The sequence below is a fragment of the Streptomyces sp. NPDC048606 genome, assembly GCF_040650855.1.
GTDB lineage: Bacteria > Actinomycetota > Actinomycetes > Streptomycetales > Streptomycetaceae > Streptomyces.
This window is the reverse complement of record NZ_JBEZIB010000019.1, coordinates 41373-58043: the sequence shown is the minus strand read 5'-3', so window position 1 is coordinate 58043 and position 16671 is coordinate 41373. Positions and strand designations below refer to the sequence as shown.

The window sequence follows — 16671 nt, the reverse complement described above, 5'->3', positions numbered from 1 at the left end:
CCCATCCCGAAAGGGCACAGCTCATGGAGCAGTTCGAGCCCGGCAGCCTCTCGGCGCCGCAGCTGGCCGCGATGCGGCGCAGCCTCACCAGCGGGCGCGGGGCCCTCACCCGTCGTTCTCTCCTGCGCGCCTCCGGTCTCGGAGCGCTCACCCTCGGGGGCCTGTCCTCCCTCACCGCGTGCGGGATCCCGCCCGCCAAGCGCGAGGGCGGACAGGCGGCCGCCTCCGACGACCACTCGGACCGGGAGAAGGAGCTCGTCTTCTCCAACTGGACCGAGTACATGGACACCAGCGAGGACGAGAAGTCCCGTCCCACGCTGGAGGAGTTCACCAAGCGGACCGGCATCGAGGTCAAGTACACCGAGGACATCAACGACAACGTCGAGTTCTTCGGGAAGATCCGCCCGCAGCTCGCGGCCGGCCAGGACACCGGTCGCGACCTGATCGTCGTCACCGACTGGCTCGCGGCCCGCATCATCCGACTCGGCTGGGCCCAGCGCCTGGACGCCTCCCACCTGCCGCACGCCTACGCCAACCTCTCCCCCCAGTTCCGCAGCCCCGACTGGGACCCCGGCCGCGCGTACAGCTATCCGTGGACCGGCATCTCCACCGTCATCGCCTACAACGAGAAGGCCACCGAGGGGCGGAAGGTCGACTCCGTCACCCAACTCCTCGACGACCCCACCCTCAAGGGCCGGGTCGGCTTCCTCACCGAGATGCGTGACACCGTCGGCATGACCCTCCTCGACCAGGGCAAGGACCCGGCGAACTTCACCACCGCCGACTACGACGGGGCCATCGGCCGCCTCCAGAAGGGCGTCGACACCAAGCAGATCCGCCGCTTCACCGGCAACGACTACACCGCCGACCTCGACAAGGGCGACATCGCGGCCTGCCTCGCCTGGGCGGGCGACGTCATCCAGCTCCAGGCCGGCAACCCCGACATCAAGTACGCGATCCCCGCCGCCGGCTACATCACCTCCAGCGACAACCTGCTGGTCCCCGCGAAGGCCCGGCACAAGGCCAACGCCGAGAAGCTCATCGACTACTACTACGAGCTCCCGGTGGCGGCCCAACTGGCCGCGTTCATCAGCTACGTATGCCCCGTCGAAGGGGTCGGGGACGAGCTCGCCAAGATCGATCCCGCGCTCGCGCAGAACACGCTGATCGTCCCGGACAAGGCGATGACCGCCAAGTCCCACGCCTTCCGCTCCCTCGGCAGCGAGGAGGAGACGGCGTACGAGGAGAAGTTCGCCAAGCTCATCGGAGCCTGACGCACCCCTCCGCACGCCGTACGGCGCCCGGTCCCCGCACCCCCCGCGCCCCGTCCCCCTTCCGACGACACACCACCGAAGGCCCAGGCCCATGACTGACAAGACCGCGAGCGGGGACGTCCGCCTCGCCGGGATCAGCAAGCACTACGGCTCCTTCACCGCCGTGCACCCCCTCGACCTCACCATCCCCCAGGGCTCCTTCTTCGCCCTGCTCGGCGCCTCCGGCTGCGGGAAGACCACCACCCTGCGCATGATCGCCGGCCTGGAGGAGCCCTCCACCGGCACGGTCAGCCTCGGCGAGCGCGAGGTCACGCACCTGCCGCCGTACAAGCGCCCGGTGAACACCGTCTTCCAGAGCTACGCCCTGTTCCCGCACATGGACATCTTCGAGAACGTCGCCTTCGGGCTGCGCCGACGCGGCATCAAGTCCGTCAAGAAGCAGGTCGACGACATGCTGGACCTCGTCCAGCTCGGCCAGTTCGCGCGGCGCAAGCCGCACCAGCTCTCCGGCGGGCAGCAGCAGCGCGTCGCCGTCGCCCGCGCCCTGATCAACCACCCCCAGGTGCTCCTCCTCGACGAGCCGCTGGGCGCCCTCGACCTCAAGCTGCGCCGCCAGATGCAGCTGGAGCTCAAGCGGATCCAGACCGAGGTCGGCATCACCTTCGTGCACGTCACGCACGACCAGGAGGAGGCCATGACCATGGCCGACACGGTCGCGGTGATGAACGGCGGACGCGTCGAACAGCTGGGCGCCCCCGCCGAGCTGTACGAGAACCCGCGCACCACCTTCGTCGCGAACTTCCTCGGCACCTCCAACCTCATCCAGGCCTCCGTCGACGCCGCGGGCGAGGAGGTCGTGGTCTCGGCGGCCGGCACCCGGCTGCGGCTGCCCGGCGCACGGTGTTCGACCACCCCGAAGGCCGGCGGGAACCTCCTCGTGGGCGTCCGGCCCGAGAAGATCTCCCTGGTCCCCGCCGACGAGGCGCACGCCCTCGCGCCGGGCCGCAACCGGGTGACCGGCAGGATCGTCGCCTCCTCCTTCATCGGCGTCTCCACCCAGTTCGTGATCGACAGCCCGGTCTGCCCGGAGCTGGAGGTCTACGTCCAGAACATCGAGCGCGACACCCGCCTGGTGCCCGGCGCCGAGGTCGTCCTGCACTGGAACCCCGAGCACACCTTCGGGCTCGACGCCGCCCAGTCCGTGCTCGCGGGGACGATGGGCGACGCGGGCGTCGAGACCGTCGAGGAGAGCGCGTGACCGCCACCGTCGCGCCCCCGCAGGCGCCCGCCCCCGCCGAACCCCCGGTGCACAGGCCGTCGACGCGCAGGCGCCTGGTCCCGTACTGGCTGCTGCTCCCCGGGATCCTGTGGCTGCTCGTCTTCTTCGTGCTGCCGATGGTCTACCAGGCCTCCACCTCGGTGCAGACCGGCTCGCTCGAAGAGGGCTTCGAGGTCACCTGGCACTTCGCCACCTACTGGGACGCCTTCACCGAGTACTACCCGCAGTTCCTGCGCTCCCTGCTCTACGCGGGCACCGCGACCGCCCTGTGCCTGCTGCTGGGCTACCCGCTGGCCTACCTGATCGCCTTCAAGGCCGGCCGGTGGCGCAACCTGCTGCTGATCCTCGTCATCGCCCCGTTCTTCACCAGCTTCCTGATCCGCACCCTGGCCTGGAAGACGATCCTGGCCGACGGCGGCCCCGTCGTCGGGGTCCTCAACGCGATCGGCTTCCTCGACGTCACCGGCTGGCTCGGCATGACCGAGGGGGAGCGCGTCCTCGCCACCCCCCTCGCGGTGGTGTGCGGTCTGACGTACAACTTCCTGCCCTTCATGATCCTGCCGCTGTACACCTCGTTGGAGCGCATCGACACCCGCCTCCACGAGGCCGCCGGCGACCTCTACGCCCGTCCCGCCACGGTGTTCCGCAAGGTGACCTTCCCACTCTCCATGCCGGGCGTGGTCTCGGGCACGCTGCTGACCTTCATCCCGGCCAGCGGCGACTACGTCAACGCGGAGCTGCTCGGCTCCACGGACACCCGGATGATCGGAAACGTCATCCAGTCGCAGTACCTGCGCATCCTCGACTACCCGACCGCGGCCGCGCTGTCCTTCATCCTCATGGCCATCGTGCTGATCATGGTCACCATCTACATCCGCCGGGCGGGGACGGAGGACCTGGTCTGATGAACAAGCCCCTTGCGTGGCTGCGCCGCAACCTCGTCGTCGTCGCGGGCCTGGGCACGCTCGCGTACCTGATCCTGCCGAACGTCGTGGTGACGGTCTTCTCCTTCAACAACCCCACCGGGCGGTTCAACTACGCCTGGCAGGAGTTCTCGCTCGACGCCTGGAAGGACCCCTGCGGGGTCGCCGACCTGTGCGGATCCCTCGCGCTGTCCCTCCAGATCGCCCTGTGGGCCACCATCGGCGCCACCGTCCTCGGCACCGCCATAGCCTTCGCGCTGGTGCGCTACCGCTTCCGCGCGCGGGGCGCGGTCAACTCGTTGATCTTCCTGCCGATGGCCATGCCGGAGATCGTGATGGCGGCCTCGCTGCTCGCCCTGTTCCTGAACATGGGCATCCGGCTGGGCTTCTGGACCATCCTGATCGCCCACGTGATGTTCTGCCTCAGCTTCGTCGTGGCCGCCGTCAAGGCGCGCGTCCTGTCGATGGACCCGAGGCTGGAGGAGGCCGCCCGCGACCTCTACGCGGGGCCCGTGCAGACGTTCCTGCGGGTGACCCTGCCGATCGCCGCCCCCGGCATCGCCGCGGGCGCCCTGCTGTCGTTCGCCCTGTCGTTCGACGACTTCATCATCACCAACTTCAACTCGGGCAACACCGTCACCTTCCCCATGTTCGTGTGGGGATCGGCCCAGCGCGGTACGCCTGTACAGATCAACGTCATCGGCACGGCGATGTTCGTCATCGCGGTGCTGGTGGTCCTCGCCGGCCAGATGGTCGGCAACCGCCGCAAGAAGGCACAACCGAAGTAATTCGGAAACGCGCGTCATCAGTTCCGTAGGGAGTTGGAAGCCATGGCACCGGTCGCCATGCGTAGTGTTGCGAAATCCCTTTCCGAGGCGAAGCCGGTCTCGTACTGGCTGGACGACCCCGGCAAGCCCCCCGCCGAGCCGACGCTCACCGCGAACGAGCGGTGCGACCTGCTGGTCATCGGCGCCGGCTACAGCGGGCTGTGGACCGCGCTCATCGCCAAGGAACGCGACCCCGGCCGGGACGTGGTCCTGATCGAGAGCAAGGAGGCCGGCTGGGCCGCCTCCGGCCGCAACGGCGGGTTCTGCGCCGCCTCCCTCACCCACGGACTCGCCAACGGCATCGCCCGCTGGCCCGACGAGCTGGCGAAGCTGGAGGAGATGGGCGCCCGCAACCTCGACGAGATCGAGGCGGCGGTCGCCCGCTACGGCATCGACTGTGACTTCGAGCGCACCGGCGAGATCGACGTGGCCACCGAACCCCACCAGGTCGAGGAGCTGCGCGAACTCCACGAGGAGGCGCGCCGGCTCGGTCTCGCCGACGGCTCCGAATGGCTGGACCGCGACGCGCTGCGCGCCGAGGTCGACTCCCCGACCTTCCTCGCCGGCCTCTGGGACCGCGACGGCGTCGCCATGCTCAACCCGGCCCGGCTCGCCTGGGGCCTCAAGCGCGCCTGCCTGGAGCTGGGCGTGCGGATCTACGAGAACACGCGCGGCCTGAAGATCTCCTCGGCGGGCTCCGGGATGACCGTGCAGACCCCGTACGGGGTGATCGCCGCCCGGCGGGTCGCGCTCGGCACGAACATCTTCCCCTCGCTGGTCAAGCGGATCCGCCCGTTCACGGTGCCGGTCTACGACTACGCCCTCATGACCGAGCCGCTCTCGCCGGAGCAGCTCGAAGCCATCGGCTGGAAGCGCCGCCAGGGCCTCGGCGACAGCGCCAACCAGTTCCACTACTTCCGCATCACCCCCGACCACCGCATCCTGTGGGGCGGCTACGACGCCATCTACCCCTACCGGGGAAAGCTCGACTCCGAGTACGACCACCGCCCCGAGACCTACCTCAAGCTGGCCGAGCACTTCTTCACCGCGTTCCCGCAGCTGGAGGGGCTCAGGTTCAGCCACGCGTGGGGCGGGGCGATCGACACCTGCTCCCGCTTCTCGGCGTTCTTCGGCACGGCCCACTCCGGCAAGGTGGCGTACGCCTCCGGCTACACCGGCCTCGGCGTCGGGGCCACCCGCTTCGGGGCCGAGGTCATGCTCGACCTCCTCGACGGGGTGCGCAGCGAGCGCACCCGGCTGGAGATGGTGCGCAGCAAGCCGATGCCGTTCCCGCCGGAGCCCTTCGCCTGGACCGGGATCACCCTCACCAAGTGGTCGCTGGCCCGCGCCGACACCCACGGCGGGCGCCGCAACCTGTGGCTGCGCACCCTGGACCGCTTCGGCCTCGGCTTCGACAGCTGAGACCCGGCCGGGGGCGGCGGCGGGGGGACCCCGCCACGCCCCCGGCGCCCTCCGCCACGCCCCCGCCGCTTCCCGGCCTTGACCACGTGACCCGGTTCACCCCGACGGGCCGGCGCGAGTCGCGTCATACCCCCGCCCGGCCCCGCTCTCTGTCGGTGAGGACACCTCACCGACACGAGACGAACGGAGGCCGGGCGATGACGTTCCCGGGGGACAAGACGGCGGTGGAATGGCTGGTTTCGGTGGCGCCGGACCCCGATGCCTGCCGGTGGGAGTGGGAGCGCAACCCCCTCGGCGTGACCCTGCTGCCCGCGGGCCGGCGGTGGGACGTGCTGATCCTGCCGGGGGAGCTGGGGCTGGCCACCCTCGGCGTGCTCGGCCGTCGCCCCGAGCCGCCCGGTCCGGTGCTCGGCGACTTCGGCGACACCCGGCTGGGCTTCCTCGTGCCCCCGGGCACGGCCTCGCACTGGCTCGGTACGGGCGTACGGGCGGCCGGGCACGGCACCTGGATCGTGGTCCCGTACCCCGGCCGGGCGACGGGCGGGGTCCGCTGGCTGGTGCTCCCGGACGGCCGGGGCACGCTCACCGACCCGACGGTGCTGGAGCTCGCGATGCACGAGGCGGCCCCGCGCGTACGGGGGGCGGACGACCGCACCCCTTGACAACGGGATTGGTCTGGACCATGTTGGGCGCCGCCGTCCGATCAGCGGCGGCCTGGCTCCATCCCCCCATGTTCCGGAGGCAGTTGTGCGCAGAGCCATGTCCCTCCTCACGGCCGCCGCCCTCGCGGTGGCCGGACTCCTCGCCGCGGGCCCACCGGCCGGCGCGGCCGACGCCGACCTCGCCCGCAACGGCGGCTTCGAGGCCGGCCTCGACGGCTGGAGCTGCTCGGGCGGCAGCGGCAGCGTCGTCGCCGGCCCCGTCCACGGCGGCGCCGCCGCCCTCAGGGCCACCCCCGCCGGCCAGGACAACGCCCGCTGCTCCCAGACCGTCACCGTCAAGCCGGACTCCACGTACACGCTCGGCGCCTGGGTGCAGGGCGCGTACGTCTACCTCGGCGCGAGCGGCACCGGCACCACCGACGTGTCCACCTGGACCCAGAGTCCGGGCGCCTGGAAGCAGCTCACCACCACCTTCCGCACCGGCCCGAACACCACCACCGTGACCGTCTTCACCCACGGCTGGTACGGCCAGCCGGCCCACCTCACCGACGACCTCTCCGTCGTCGGCCCCGACCCGGGCCAGACCCCGCCCCTGCCCCCGGCCGCCCCCACCGGCCTCACGGCGTCCGCGGCCGGCGCGAGCGGCGTGAACCTCTCCTGGGCCGCTGCCCCCGGTGCCGCCTCGTACCGGGTCCACCGAGAGGGCGCCGCGCCCCTGACCGTCGCCGGCACCTCGACGACCGTCACCGGCCTCGCCGCCTCCACCACGTACTCCTTCCGCGTCAGCGCCGTCAACGCGGCCGGTGAATCGCCCCTGAGCGCCGCCGTCACCGCGACCACGACCGCCGGCGGCGGCGACCCGGGCGATCCCGGCCTGCCCGCCCACGCCCTCGTCGGCTACCTGCACGCGAGCTTCGCCAACGGCTCCGGCTACGTCCGGATGGCCGACGTACCCGCCTCCTGGGACGTGATCAACCTGGCCTTCGGTGAGCCGACCTCCGTCACCTCCGGCGACATCCGGTTCTCGCTGTGCCCGGTCGCCGAATGCCCGAACGTGGAGAGCCCCGCCGAGTTCAAGGCCGCGATCAAGGCCAAGCAGGCGGCCGGCAAGAAGGTCCTCATCTCCATCGGCGGCCAGAACGGACAGGTGCAACTCGCCACCACCGCCGCCCGCGACGCCTTCGTCGCCTCCGTCGGAAGGATCATCGACGAGTACGGCCTCGACGGCCTCGACATCGACTTCGAGGGCCACTCCCTGTCCCTCGCCACCGGCGACACCGACTTCCGCGCCCCCACCACCCCGGTCATCGTCAACCTGATCTCCGCCGTGAAGACGCTCAAGGCCCGCTACGGAGCGGACTTCGTCCTGACGATGGCCCCCGAGACCTTCTTCGTCCAGCTCGGATACCAGTTCTACGGATCCGGCCCCTGGGGCGGCCAGGACCCGCGCGCCGGCGCCTACCTGCCCGTCATCCACGCCCTGCGCGACGACCTGACCCTGCTCCACGTCCAGGACTACAACTCGGGACCGATCATGGGCCTGGACAACCAGTACCACTCCATGGGCGGCGCCGACTTCCACATCGCCATGACCGACATGCTCCTCACCGGCTTCCCCGTCGCCGGGAACACCGCCCGCGTCTTCCCGCCGCTGCGCCCCCAACAGGTCGCCATCGGCCTCCCCGCCACCCCCAACGCGGGCAACGGACACACCCCGCCCGCCGAGGTGAACAAGGCGCTGGACTGCCTGACGAAGAAGACGAACTGCGGCACCTACCAGACCCACGGCACCTGGCCCGCGCTGCGCGGCCTGATGACCTGGTCGATCAACTGGGACCGGTTCGGCTCCTGGGAGTTCTCGAAGAACTTCGACCGCTATCACGGTCGGACCACCTGACCGCCAGCACCAGCGGCGTGCACAGCAGCAGGCTCGCCACCACGTCCAGCGGCCAGTGGAACCCCCGCAGGACGAGCCCCGCGGCCGTCGCCCCCGTCAGCACGAGGGCGACGGCCGCGGGCCACCGGCGGCGGGCGTACGGGCCGACGAGCAAGGCGGCGCCCGCGTACGCCACGAACGCGGTGGCGGTGTGGCCCGAGGGGAAGTACCCCGCGGCCCAGGGCTCCAGCGGGCCCGGGCGCGCCGTCCAGGCCTTCAGCGGCACCACCAGCGCCGGCACCAGGGCCATCGCGAGCCCGGCGGCGAGCGCGGCGCGGACCCGGCCGCGCCGGGCGGCGTAGGCCATGGCCAGGGCGAGGACGGGCACGGCGACCGGGATGTTGCCGAGGTCGGAGAGTCGTTCGGTGACCGCGTCCGGCACGGAGCGCACGAGGGCGCGGCTCACCGCGTGATCCGGGGTCAACAGCGGCCCCGACACCAGGACCTGCCAGGTGATCAGGGCGAAGAGGACGCAGCAGAGGGCCGCGAGCGCGGCGGGGAGGGTGGCCGGCCGCCCCGGAACAGGGGGGATGGTTCCGGGGCGGCCGCCCGGATCGGGTCGCCGCGCGCCCCGGGGGGTTTGGGGCGGACGGCCGTCCGATCGGAGAGGAGTGTGCGCGAACGCATGCCCAGTACGGCGCTGGGGAAGCCCGGTACCGGTATCGCCCCCGGTACTCCGGGAACGGTCTGTCTCACTCATCTGCAGAAACCGTACGCCAGAGAAAAGGGGACCGACAGCGGGAACGCGCTCCCGCCATCGGCCCCCCACACCTTCTTCACAGCGCCCGCCCGTTACCCGCGGTAGCGGGGCGGGCGCCGCGTTCGGACGTTCTAGACGTTCGAACCGGGCGTTCGATCAGAGGGTCGCGAACGCGGCCTCGATGACGTCCAGGCCCTCGTTCAGGAGGTCCTCGCCGATGACGATCGGCGGGAGGAAACGGAGCACGTTGCCGTAGGTGCCACAGGTGAGGACGAGGACGCCCTCGGCGTGGCAGGCCTTGGCGAGCGCGCCGGCCGCCTCCGGGAACGGGGTCTTGGAGACCGGGTCCTTGACGAGCTCGATCGCGATCATCGCACCGCGACCGCGGATGTCGCCGATGATGTCGTACTTCTCCTGCATGGCCGTCAGACGGGCCTTCATGACGGACTCGATCTTCTTCGCCGCGGCGTTGAGGTCGAGCTCCTTCATGGTCTCGATGGAGCCGAGCGCACCGGCGCACGCCACCGGGTTGCCGCCGTAGGTGCCACCGAGGCCACCCGCGTGGGCGGCGTCCATGATCTCGGCGCGGCCGGTCACGGCGGCGAGCGGCAGACCGCCCGCGATGCCCTTGGCGGTGGTGATCAGGTCCGGGACGATGCCCTCGTCCTCACACGCGAACCACTGGCCGGTGCGGCAGAAGCCGGACTGGATCTCGTCGGCGACGAAGACGATGCCGTTGTCGTTGGCGAACTTCACGATCGCCGGCAGGAAGCCCTTGGCCAGCTCGATGAAGCCGCCCTCGCCGAGGACCGGCTCGATGATGATCGCGGCGACGTTGTCGGCGCCGATCTGCTTGGTGATCTGGTCGATCGCCTGGGCGGCGGCCTCGGGGCCGCAGTTCTCGGCACCGGTGGGCCAGCGGTAGCCGTAGGCGACCGGCACGCGGTAGACCTCGGGGGCGAACGGACCGAAGCCCTGCTTGTACGGCATGTTCTTCGAGGTCAGGGCCATCGTGAGGTTCGTACGGCCGTGGTAGCCGTGGTCGAAGACGACGACGGCCTGGCGCTTGGTGTACGAACGGGCGATCTTGACGGCGTTCTCGACGGCCTCGGCGCCGGAGTTGAACAGCGCCGACTTCTTGGCGTGGTCGCCCGGGGTCAGCTCGGCGAGGGCCTCGCAGACCTCGACGTAGCCCTCGTAGGGGGTCACCATGAAGCAGGTGTGCGTGAAGTCGGCGAGCTGCGCGGAGGCGCGGCGCACGACGGCCTCGGCGGAGGCGCCGACGGAGGTCACGGCGATGCCGGAACCGAAGTCGATCAGGCGGTTGCCGTCCACGTCCTCGATGATGCCGCCGCCCGCGCGGGCGGTGAAGACGGGCAGGACGGAGCCCACGCCGCCGGCCACGACGCCGAGACGGCGGGCCTGCAGCTCCTGCGACTTGGGGCCGGGGATCGCGGTGACGAGCTTGCGCTCCTGCGGGACAGCGGTCATAGGGGGGCTCCTGGGGTGTTTCGGACGCAACTGTGTCTTTGTCCGCAGGCTAGGCCCGGGGGAGGGGGTAAGGCATGCTCCGTTCGGGAGTGGTGCCCGCGTGTCCTTGTCCGTGACGGCCATAGGAAGCAACGGGGGCGCGGGCGGGGTGCGGGCGGGGACGCGGTGCGTGGATCATGCGGGGTACGGGCCGCGGGGGCGGGCCGGGCACTAGATTGAGCGCCGCAGGGCCGGTCACGGGCAGGGGGCAGGGGTTCATGAACACCGAGGGCACGCACGACGGACGCACGACCCGCGAGGGCCACGTCCCCCGCCCGACGCCACCCCCCCTCCCCCCGAGACCACCCCACGCGCCGGCCGTGGGCCCGGCCCCGTTCGTGGAATGGCTCCGCGCCCCCCGCCCGGGCGCGGACCCGGGCGTGTGGCGCTTCGACCACCGCCCGCGCCTCCAGAGCGAGCCGGCGCGAACCGCCGACCGGTCCCTCGCCGTCGGGGCCCTCGTCTCACTGCTGGCCTGCGTCCTCGTCTGGTCGCTCATGCGCAACTCCTACATCCCCTTCTGGGACGTTCCGGTGAAGCTGTTCACGCCTTCCGATTGGTGGGCCGCGAACGGCGAGCCCGCCCCGAAGACGGGGGGCATGCATGCCAAACCGCTCTACGAGCTCCTCTTCGTCGGGGCCCTTCTCTACGGATTCGGACGTCTGGGCAGCTGGAGCACCGCCTGGAGCCGCCTCGTGGTCGCACGAGGGGCCTGGGTGCAGGCTCTCGCCGTCGTACCCCTCGCCTACGTCACGTTGCTCCTCGTCCACAACTACCAGCTGCCGATCCGGCAGCTGGTGGAATCGTTCCTCTCCTTCGGGGCCGACCAGAGGGCCAACCGGGCACTCGTGGACACCACCGGGACGGTGATCGACGTGGTCCTCGTCCTCGGGTTCGTCTGGCTCGGCGGAGGCGTTCGGTTGATGCACCGCTTCCGCGCCCCCACCTCGCCTCCGCCACTCTCTCCCGCGTCATCGTCCATGGGCCGGATCCGGTCGAATGCCCCGGCCTCCGACCACACGGACGATCCCAGTCGGTGGGCCGAGCTGAGGGCCGCCGGGATGGGGGAGGTGGCCGAGCGGCTCGGCGGGGAGGCCGGGGCCGGGCGGATGAACGACGTGGACTTCGCGCGGATCCGGCGGGCCTGGGAGTCCGTGCGCGCCGACCCCTCCCGGCTCGGGGCCTTCGCCGACGCCGTCCGCGCCAAGGGCGCCGGCGCCTGCGCGCACCCCTCCGGCGACCGCGACCTCCCCGTGCGCGCCGCCCGCCACGACCTGCTCACCCGCCAGGTGCTCCTCGGCACCGTCGAGGACGGCGAGCGCAACCCCTACGCCCGCCGCGGCACCCCCCTCGCCCTCGACCCCGGCGTCCTCGGGACCTCCCTGCTGGCCGTCGGCCCCTCCGGCACCGGCAAGAGCGCCCGCCTCGTGCGGCCCGTCGTGGAGTCCCTCGCGCTCCAGGCCCTGGCCGGCCAGGCCGCCGTCGTCGCCGTCGGCTCGGCCGGGGCCCCGCTCGGCCCGGACGCGGCCTACGACGTCGTCGTCCGCGTCGGCGACCCCGAATCCGTCCACGACCTCGACCTCTACGGCGGCGCCGCCGACCCCGACGAGGCCGCCGCCCTCCTCGCCGACGCCTTCGTCGGAGACGTCCCCGGCCTCGACGTACGCCGCGCCGCGACCGCCCTCGCCCAGCTCCTCGGCCCCTTCCGCGCCGCCCACGGCCGCTTCCCGGCCGTGCCCGAGCTGCGCGAGCTGCTCGACGAGCTGCCCTCCGCCCACGCGGCGCTCCGCCAGGCCCTGGAGGGCACCGGCCAGCAGGGCATGCTCCGCGAACTCGACGCCCGCGCCCGTCAGCACGGCGCGCCCGGCGACCCCGGCCCGGCCCTCGCCGACCGCGTCGCCCTGTTGGACCGGCCCGCCTTCGCCGGGTTCTTCGACCCGACCGGACAGGGACGTTCCTTCTCCATGCGGGCCCTGGAACACCCCGTCCGGGTCCGCGTCGACCTTCCCGAACGCGGCCACGCCGACGCCTCGCGGATGCTGGCCCGGCTGCTCCTCGCGCAGTTCAACGCCGGCGCCGCCGCCCGCGCCGACCGCTCGCTGTTCGCGTTCCTCGCCCTCGACGACGCCTCGCACACCCTCACCCCGGCCACCGTCCGCGGCATCCAGCGGCTCCGCTCGGCGCACGCCGGCGTCCTGCTGACCCTGCGCACCCTGGACGACGTACCGGACGCCCTGCGCACCCCGCTCCTCGGCGCGGTCGGCTGCCGCATGGCCTTCTCCGGGATCACGACCTGGGACGGCAAGCGCTTCGCCGAGGCCTGGGGCACCGAGTGGGTGGAGACCCGCGACGTCACCCACCGCACCGTCTTCGCCGACCAGCCCCTGACCCGTGCCATCCACGCCTTCCGCAAGCTGGTCACCGGCAAGGCGGTCACCACCGACGCGGTGACCGTGCGCCAGGTGGAGCGCGAACGGTGGTCGGCCTCCGACCTCGCGCACGCCGTGCCGCCGGGCTGCGCGGTGCTGTCCCTGACCACGGTCACCGGCGAGCGCGCCGCGCCGCTGCTGCTGCGCCTGTCCACGAGCGGCTGAGCGGACCCGTACGAGGTGGCAGAATCGAGAGGGGTCGTTCGTACGACACGGCGAAATGCGCACCGCCCCCGTTCCACCCCTCCCGCTGAAGGCGCCTGGTAACCGATGCCGCTCACCCTCGCCTCCCTCGTCCAGCACTCGGCGCTCAAGCTCAGCGTCCGGGCCGGGGAGGGCCGCCTCGACACCCCCGTCCGCTGGGCGCACGTCAGCGAGCTCGCCGACCCCGTCCCCTACATGGAGGGCGGCGAGCTGCTGCTCGTCACCGCCATGAAGCTGGACGCCGAGGACCCCGACGAGATGCGCCGCTACGTACGGCGCCTCGCGGCGGCCGGGGTCGTCGGCATCGGCTTCGCCGTCGGGGTCAACTACGAGGCCGTCCCCGAAGCACTGGTGCACGCCGCCCGGGAGGAGGACCTGCCGCTGCTGGAGGTGCCCCGGCGCACTCCGTTCCTCGCGATCAGCAAGGCCGTCTCCGCGGCGCTCGCCGCCGATCAGTACCGGGCCGTCACGGCCGGCTTCGAGGCCCAGCGGGAGCTGACCCGGGCCGCGCTGTCGGCCGACGGCCCCGCCGACCTGCTGACGAAGCTCGCCGCCCACGTGCACGGCTGGGCCGCGCTCTACGACACCTCCGGCGCGGTCGTCGCGGCCGCGCCCGACTGGGCCGCCCGCCGGGCCGCCCGCCTGACCCCCGACGTGGAGCGGCTGCGGGAGCGTCCCGCGCCCGCGAGCGCGGTGGTCGGCGGCGCGGAGGACCGGGTCGAGCTCCAGTCGCTGGGCACCGGCCGCCGGGCGCGCGGCGCGCTCGCCGTGGGCACCGCGGCCCCGCTGGGCACCGCCGAGCGGTACGCGGTGCACTCCGCCGTCGCCCTGCTGACCCTGACCACCGAACGCTCCCGCGCCCTGCACGACGCCGAGTCCCGGCTGGGCGCCGCCGTCCTGCGGATGCTGCTGGAGGGGCAGGCGGAGCACGCGCGGACCGTGGCCGGGGACCTGTACGGGGGTCTGCTGGACGCCCCGTTCCGCATCGTGGTCGCCGAGCCGGCGCTGCCGGGGACGGCCCAGCCCGAGGGGCTCGCGCTGCTGGCCGACGCGGTGGAGTCGGCGGCCGCCCGGACCGGGGAGACGCTGCTCGTGGTGCCCGGCACCGGCCGGCTGGTGGTGCTCGCCGCCGACGGGGGCGCGGCGGTGCGGGCCTGCGCCGACCACGCGGAGGCCCTGGAGTCGCGGCGCGGGCGCGAGGCCACCGGGCCGGAGCCGGACGAACTGGTGGTCGGCCTGTCGGCGCCGGCCGGCCCGGCGGGGGTGGCCGCCGCCTTCAAGCAGGCCGACCAGGCCCTGGCCGTGGCCCGGCGGCGCGGGCGGCCGATGGTCGAGCACGAGGACCTGGCCGCCGGGTCCGTGCTGCCGCTGCTCGCCGACGACGCCGTACGGGCCTTCGCGGACGGCACCCTGCGCGCCCTGCGGGAGCACGACGCGACGGGCCGGGGCGACCTCGTGGCCTCCCTCCAGGCGTGGCTCTCGCGCCACGGGCAGTGGGACGCGGCCGCCGCCGACCTCGGGGTGCACCGGCACACCCTGCGCTACCGCATGAAGCGGGTCGAGGAGATCCTCGGCCGTTCGCTGGACGACCCGGACGTCCGCATGGAGCTGTGGCTGGCGCTCAAGGCCGGCTCCGCGACGCCGTAGCGCCGCCCACGAGCCCGTCGCGAGCCCGTCCGCGAGCCCGTCCGTCAGCCCGCCCGCGAGCCCGTCCGCGACGCCGCGGGAGCCCGCCGCGATCCGGCCCGCACGGCCTCCGGCGCGTCCGACAGTGACAAAGCGGCGCAGGGCGGGCGGGCGCCGCTCCATGCCGGATAAACACCGAAAGCCCGGTGGAGTCCTACGGTGGTGGGGACAACGACCCACCGCACACACTCGAAGGGCCGGGATTCGCATGACTTCCACCCACGCCTTCTGGCTCGCCGGCCGCCAGGCCACCGGCGAGGACAGCTTCGACGTCCACAACCCGTGGGACGGCCGACTGGTCGGCACCGTCAGCGTGCCCACCGACGCCCAGGTCGAAGAGGCCGTGGCCGCGGCGTACGCCGTGACGGCGGAGTTCTCCGCGACCCCCGCCCACGTCCGGGCCGCCGCCCTCGACCACGTCTCGAAGCGTCTCGTCGAGCGCACCGAGGAGATCGCCCAGCTGATCTCCGCGGAGAACGGCAAGCCGATCAAGTGGGCCCGCGGTGAGGTCGGCCGTGCGGTGTCCGTGTTCCGTTTCGCCGCCGAGGAGGCGCGCCGCTTCAACGGCGGCGACGCCCAGCGCCTGGACACCGACGCCGGTGGCGTCGGCCGTCTCGCCCTGACCCGCCGCTTCGTCAAGGGCCCGGTCCTCGGCATCGCGCCGTTCAACTTCCCGCTGAACCTGTGCGCCCACAAGGTGGCCCCGGCCATCGCCGTCGGCGCGCCGATCATCCTGAAGCCGGCCCCGGCCACCCCGCTGTCCGGTCTGATCCTCGGCGAGCTCCTCGCCGAGACCGACCTGCCGGCCGGTTCCTGGTCCGTGCTCCCCGTCGCCAACGACAAGATGCCGGCCCTGGTCAAGGACGAGCGCCTGCCCGTCATCTCCTTCACCGGTTCCGACAAGGTCGGCTACGCCATCCAGCAGTCGGTGCCCCACAAGCACTGCACCCTGGAGCTCGGCGGCAACGCCGCCGCCGTGGTCCTCGCAGACTGGGCCTCCGAGGCCGACCTCGACTGGGCCGCGACCCGCATCGCGACCTTCTCGAACTACCAGGCCGGCCAGTCCTGCATCTCCGTGCAGCGCGTCATCGCCGACGCCTCGGTCTACGACCGCCTCGCCGAGAAGGTCGTCGAGAAGGTCCGCGCCCAGGTCACCGGCGACCCCTCCGACTCCGCCACCGACGTCGGCCCCCTGGTCTCCGAGGACGCCGCCAAGCGCGTCGAGGCCTGGGTCGACGAGGCCGTCTCGGCCGGCGCCAAGCTGCTGACCGGCGGCAAGCGCGAGGGTGCCTCGTACGAGCCCACCGTCGTCGCCGACCTGCCGGCCGGCGTCACGCTCGCCGTCGAGGAGGTCTTCGGACCGGTCCTCACCCTCCAGCGCGTCGAGAACACCGACGAGGCCTTCGCCGCCGTCAACGACTCGAAGTTCGGTCTGCAGACCGGCGTCTTCACCCGCGACATCCAGGTGGCCTTCCGGGCCCACCGCGAGCTGGAGGTCGGCGGCGTGATCATCGGCGACGCGCCCTCCTACCGGGCCGACCAGATGCCGTACGGCGGCGTCAAGCAGTCCGGCGTGGGCCGCGAGGGCGTCCGCTACGCGATGGACGACTACACCTACGAGCGCGTCCTGGTCCTCACGGGCCTCGACATCTGATCGGACGACACTCGTCCGGTCCTGCGACCGACGGCCGGAGCCTACTGTGCGGGGGCTCCGGCCGTCCCCCTTTTCCCGGGCACTCTTCCGGGCCTTTTCCCGCGCGCCCGGAACGGGTACGACTCACAGGTAGCACCGCTCGGTA

At 72.5% G+C, this 16671-nt stretch carries 12 protein-coding genes; 10 read left to right on the top strand and 2 right to left on the bottom strand.

Translation table 11 applies throughout. From position 1 onward, the window contains the following. Positions 1–23: 23 nt before the first annotated feature. From AB0D01_RS21235 to AB0D01_RS21205, 7 genes are all read left to right on the top strand, one after another. Positions 24–1274, top strand: coding sequence for a spermidine/putrescine ABC transporter substrate-binding protein (locus tag AB0D01_RS21235; protein WP_363057457.1), 1251 nt, complete (start codon positions 24–26; stop codon positions 1272–1274). Between the two features lie 91 nt (positions 1275–1365). Continuing rightward, positions 1366–2532 (top strand): ABC transporter ATP-binding protein, encoded by a 1167-nt coding sequence (locus AB0D01_RS21230; protein ID WP_363057455.1) that lies wholly within the window; start codon positions 1366–1368, stop codon positions 2530–2532. After that, positions 2529–3458 (top strand): ABC transporter permease, encoded by a 930-nt coding sequence (locus AB0D01_RS21225; RefSeq protein ID WP_363057453.1) that lies wholly within the window; start codon positions 2529–2531, stop codon positions 3456–3458. The genes AB0D01_RS21230 and AB0D01_RS21225 overlap by 4 nt, the downstream gene beginning before the upstream one ends. Further along, complete coding sequence (locus tag AB0D01_RS21220; protein WP_363057451.1) at positions 3458–4264, top strand: ABC transporter permease; 807 nt, start codon at positions 3458–3460, stop codon at positions 4262–4264. Before AB0D01_RS21225 ends, AB0D01_RS21220 begins: the two co-directional genes overlap by 1 nt. Positions 4265–4306: 42 nt before the next feature. Continuing rightward, entirely contained in the window at positions 4307–5725 is a 1419-nt protein-coding gene (locus AB0D01_RS21215; protein WP_363057449.1) for an FAD-dependent oxidoreductase, read from the top strand. Between the two features lie 197 nt (positions 5726–5922). Next, positions 5923–6387 carry a hypothetical protein gene (locus AB0D01_RS21210; RefSeq protein WP_363057447.1) on the top strand — a complete coding sequence of 155 codons (465 nt, stop codon included), beginning with the start codon at positions 5923–5925 and terminating at the stop codon, positions 6385–6387. A 97-nt stretch (positions 6388–6484) separates the two neighbouring features. After that, positions 6485–8284: a glycoside hydrolase family 18 protein gene (locus tag AB0D01_RS21205; RefSeq protein WP_363057604.1), complete on the top strand. Its 1800-nt coding sequence runs from the start codon at positions 6485–6487 to the stop codon at positions 8282–8284. Here AB0D01_RS21205 and AB0D01_RS21200 read toward each other — a convergent pair. Both AB0D01_RS21200 and gabT read right to left on the bottom strand, forming a co-directional pair. Then, on the bottom strand, positions 8214–8729 hold the full coding sequence (locus AB0D01_RS21200) for a phosphatase PAP2 family protein (RefSeq protein ID WP_363057445.1): 516 nt from the start codon (positions 8727–8729) through the stop codon (positions 8214–8216). The genes AB0D01_RS21205 and AB0D01_RS21200 overlap by 71 nt on opposite strands. Positions 8730–9179: 450 nt before the next feature. Continuing rightward, positions 9180–10514 carry a 4-aminobutyrate--2-oxoglutarate transaminase gene (gabT, locus tag AB0D01_RS21195; protein ID WP_363057443.1) on the bottom strand — a complete coding sequence of 445 codons (1335 nt, stop codon included), beginning with the start codon at positions 10512–10514 and terminating at the stop codon, positions 9180–9182. 257 nt (positions 10515–10771) lie between these two features. Here gabT and AB0D01_RS21190 point away from each other — a divergent pair, with 257 nt between their 5' ends. The 3 genes from AB0D01_RS21190 to AB0D01_RS21180 all read left to right on the top strand — a co-directional run bounded on the left by AB0D01_RS21190 (position 10772) and on the right by AB0D01_RS21180 (position 16526). Continuing rightward, positions 10772–13147 carry an ATP/GTP-binding protein gene (locus AB0D01_RS21190; protein ID WP_363057441.1) on the top strand — a complete coding sequence of 792 codons (2376 nt, stop codon included), beginning with the start codon at positions 10772–10774 and terminating at the stop codon, positions 13145–13147. A 105-nt stretch (positions 13148–13252) separates the two neighbouring features. Then, positions 13253–14833 (top strand): PucR family transcriptional regulator, encoded by a 1581-nt coding sequence (locus tag AB0D01_RS21185; RefSeq protein ID WP_363057439.1) that lies wholly within the window; start codon positions 13253–13255, stop codon positions 14831–14833. Between the two features lie 247 nt (positions 14834–15080). Further along, a complete protein-coding gene (locus AB0D01_RS21180) occupies positions 15081–16526 on the top strand; it encodes an aldehyde dehydrogenase family protein (protein WP_363057437.1) in 1446 nt (481 codons plus the stop codon). Positions 16527–16671: the final 145 nt, after the last annotated feature.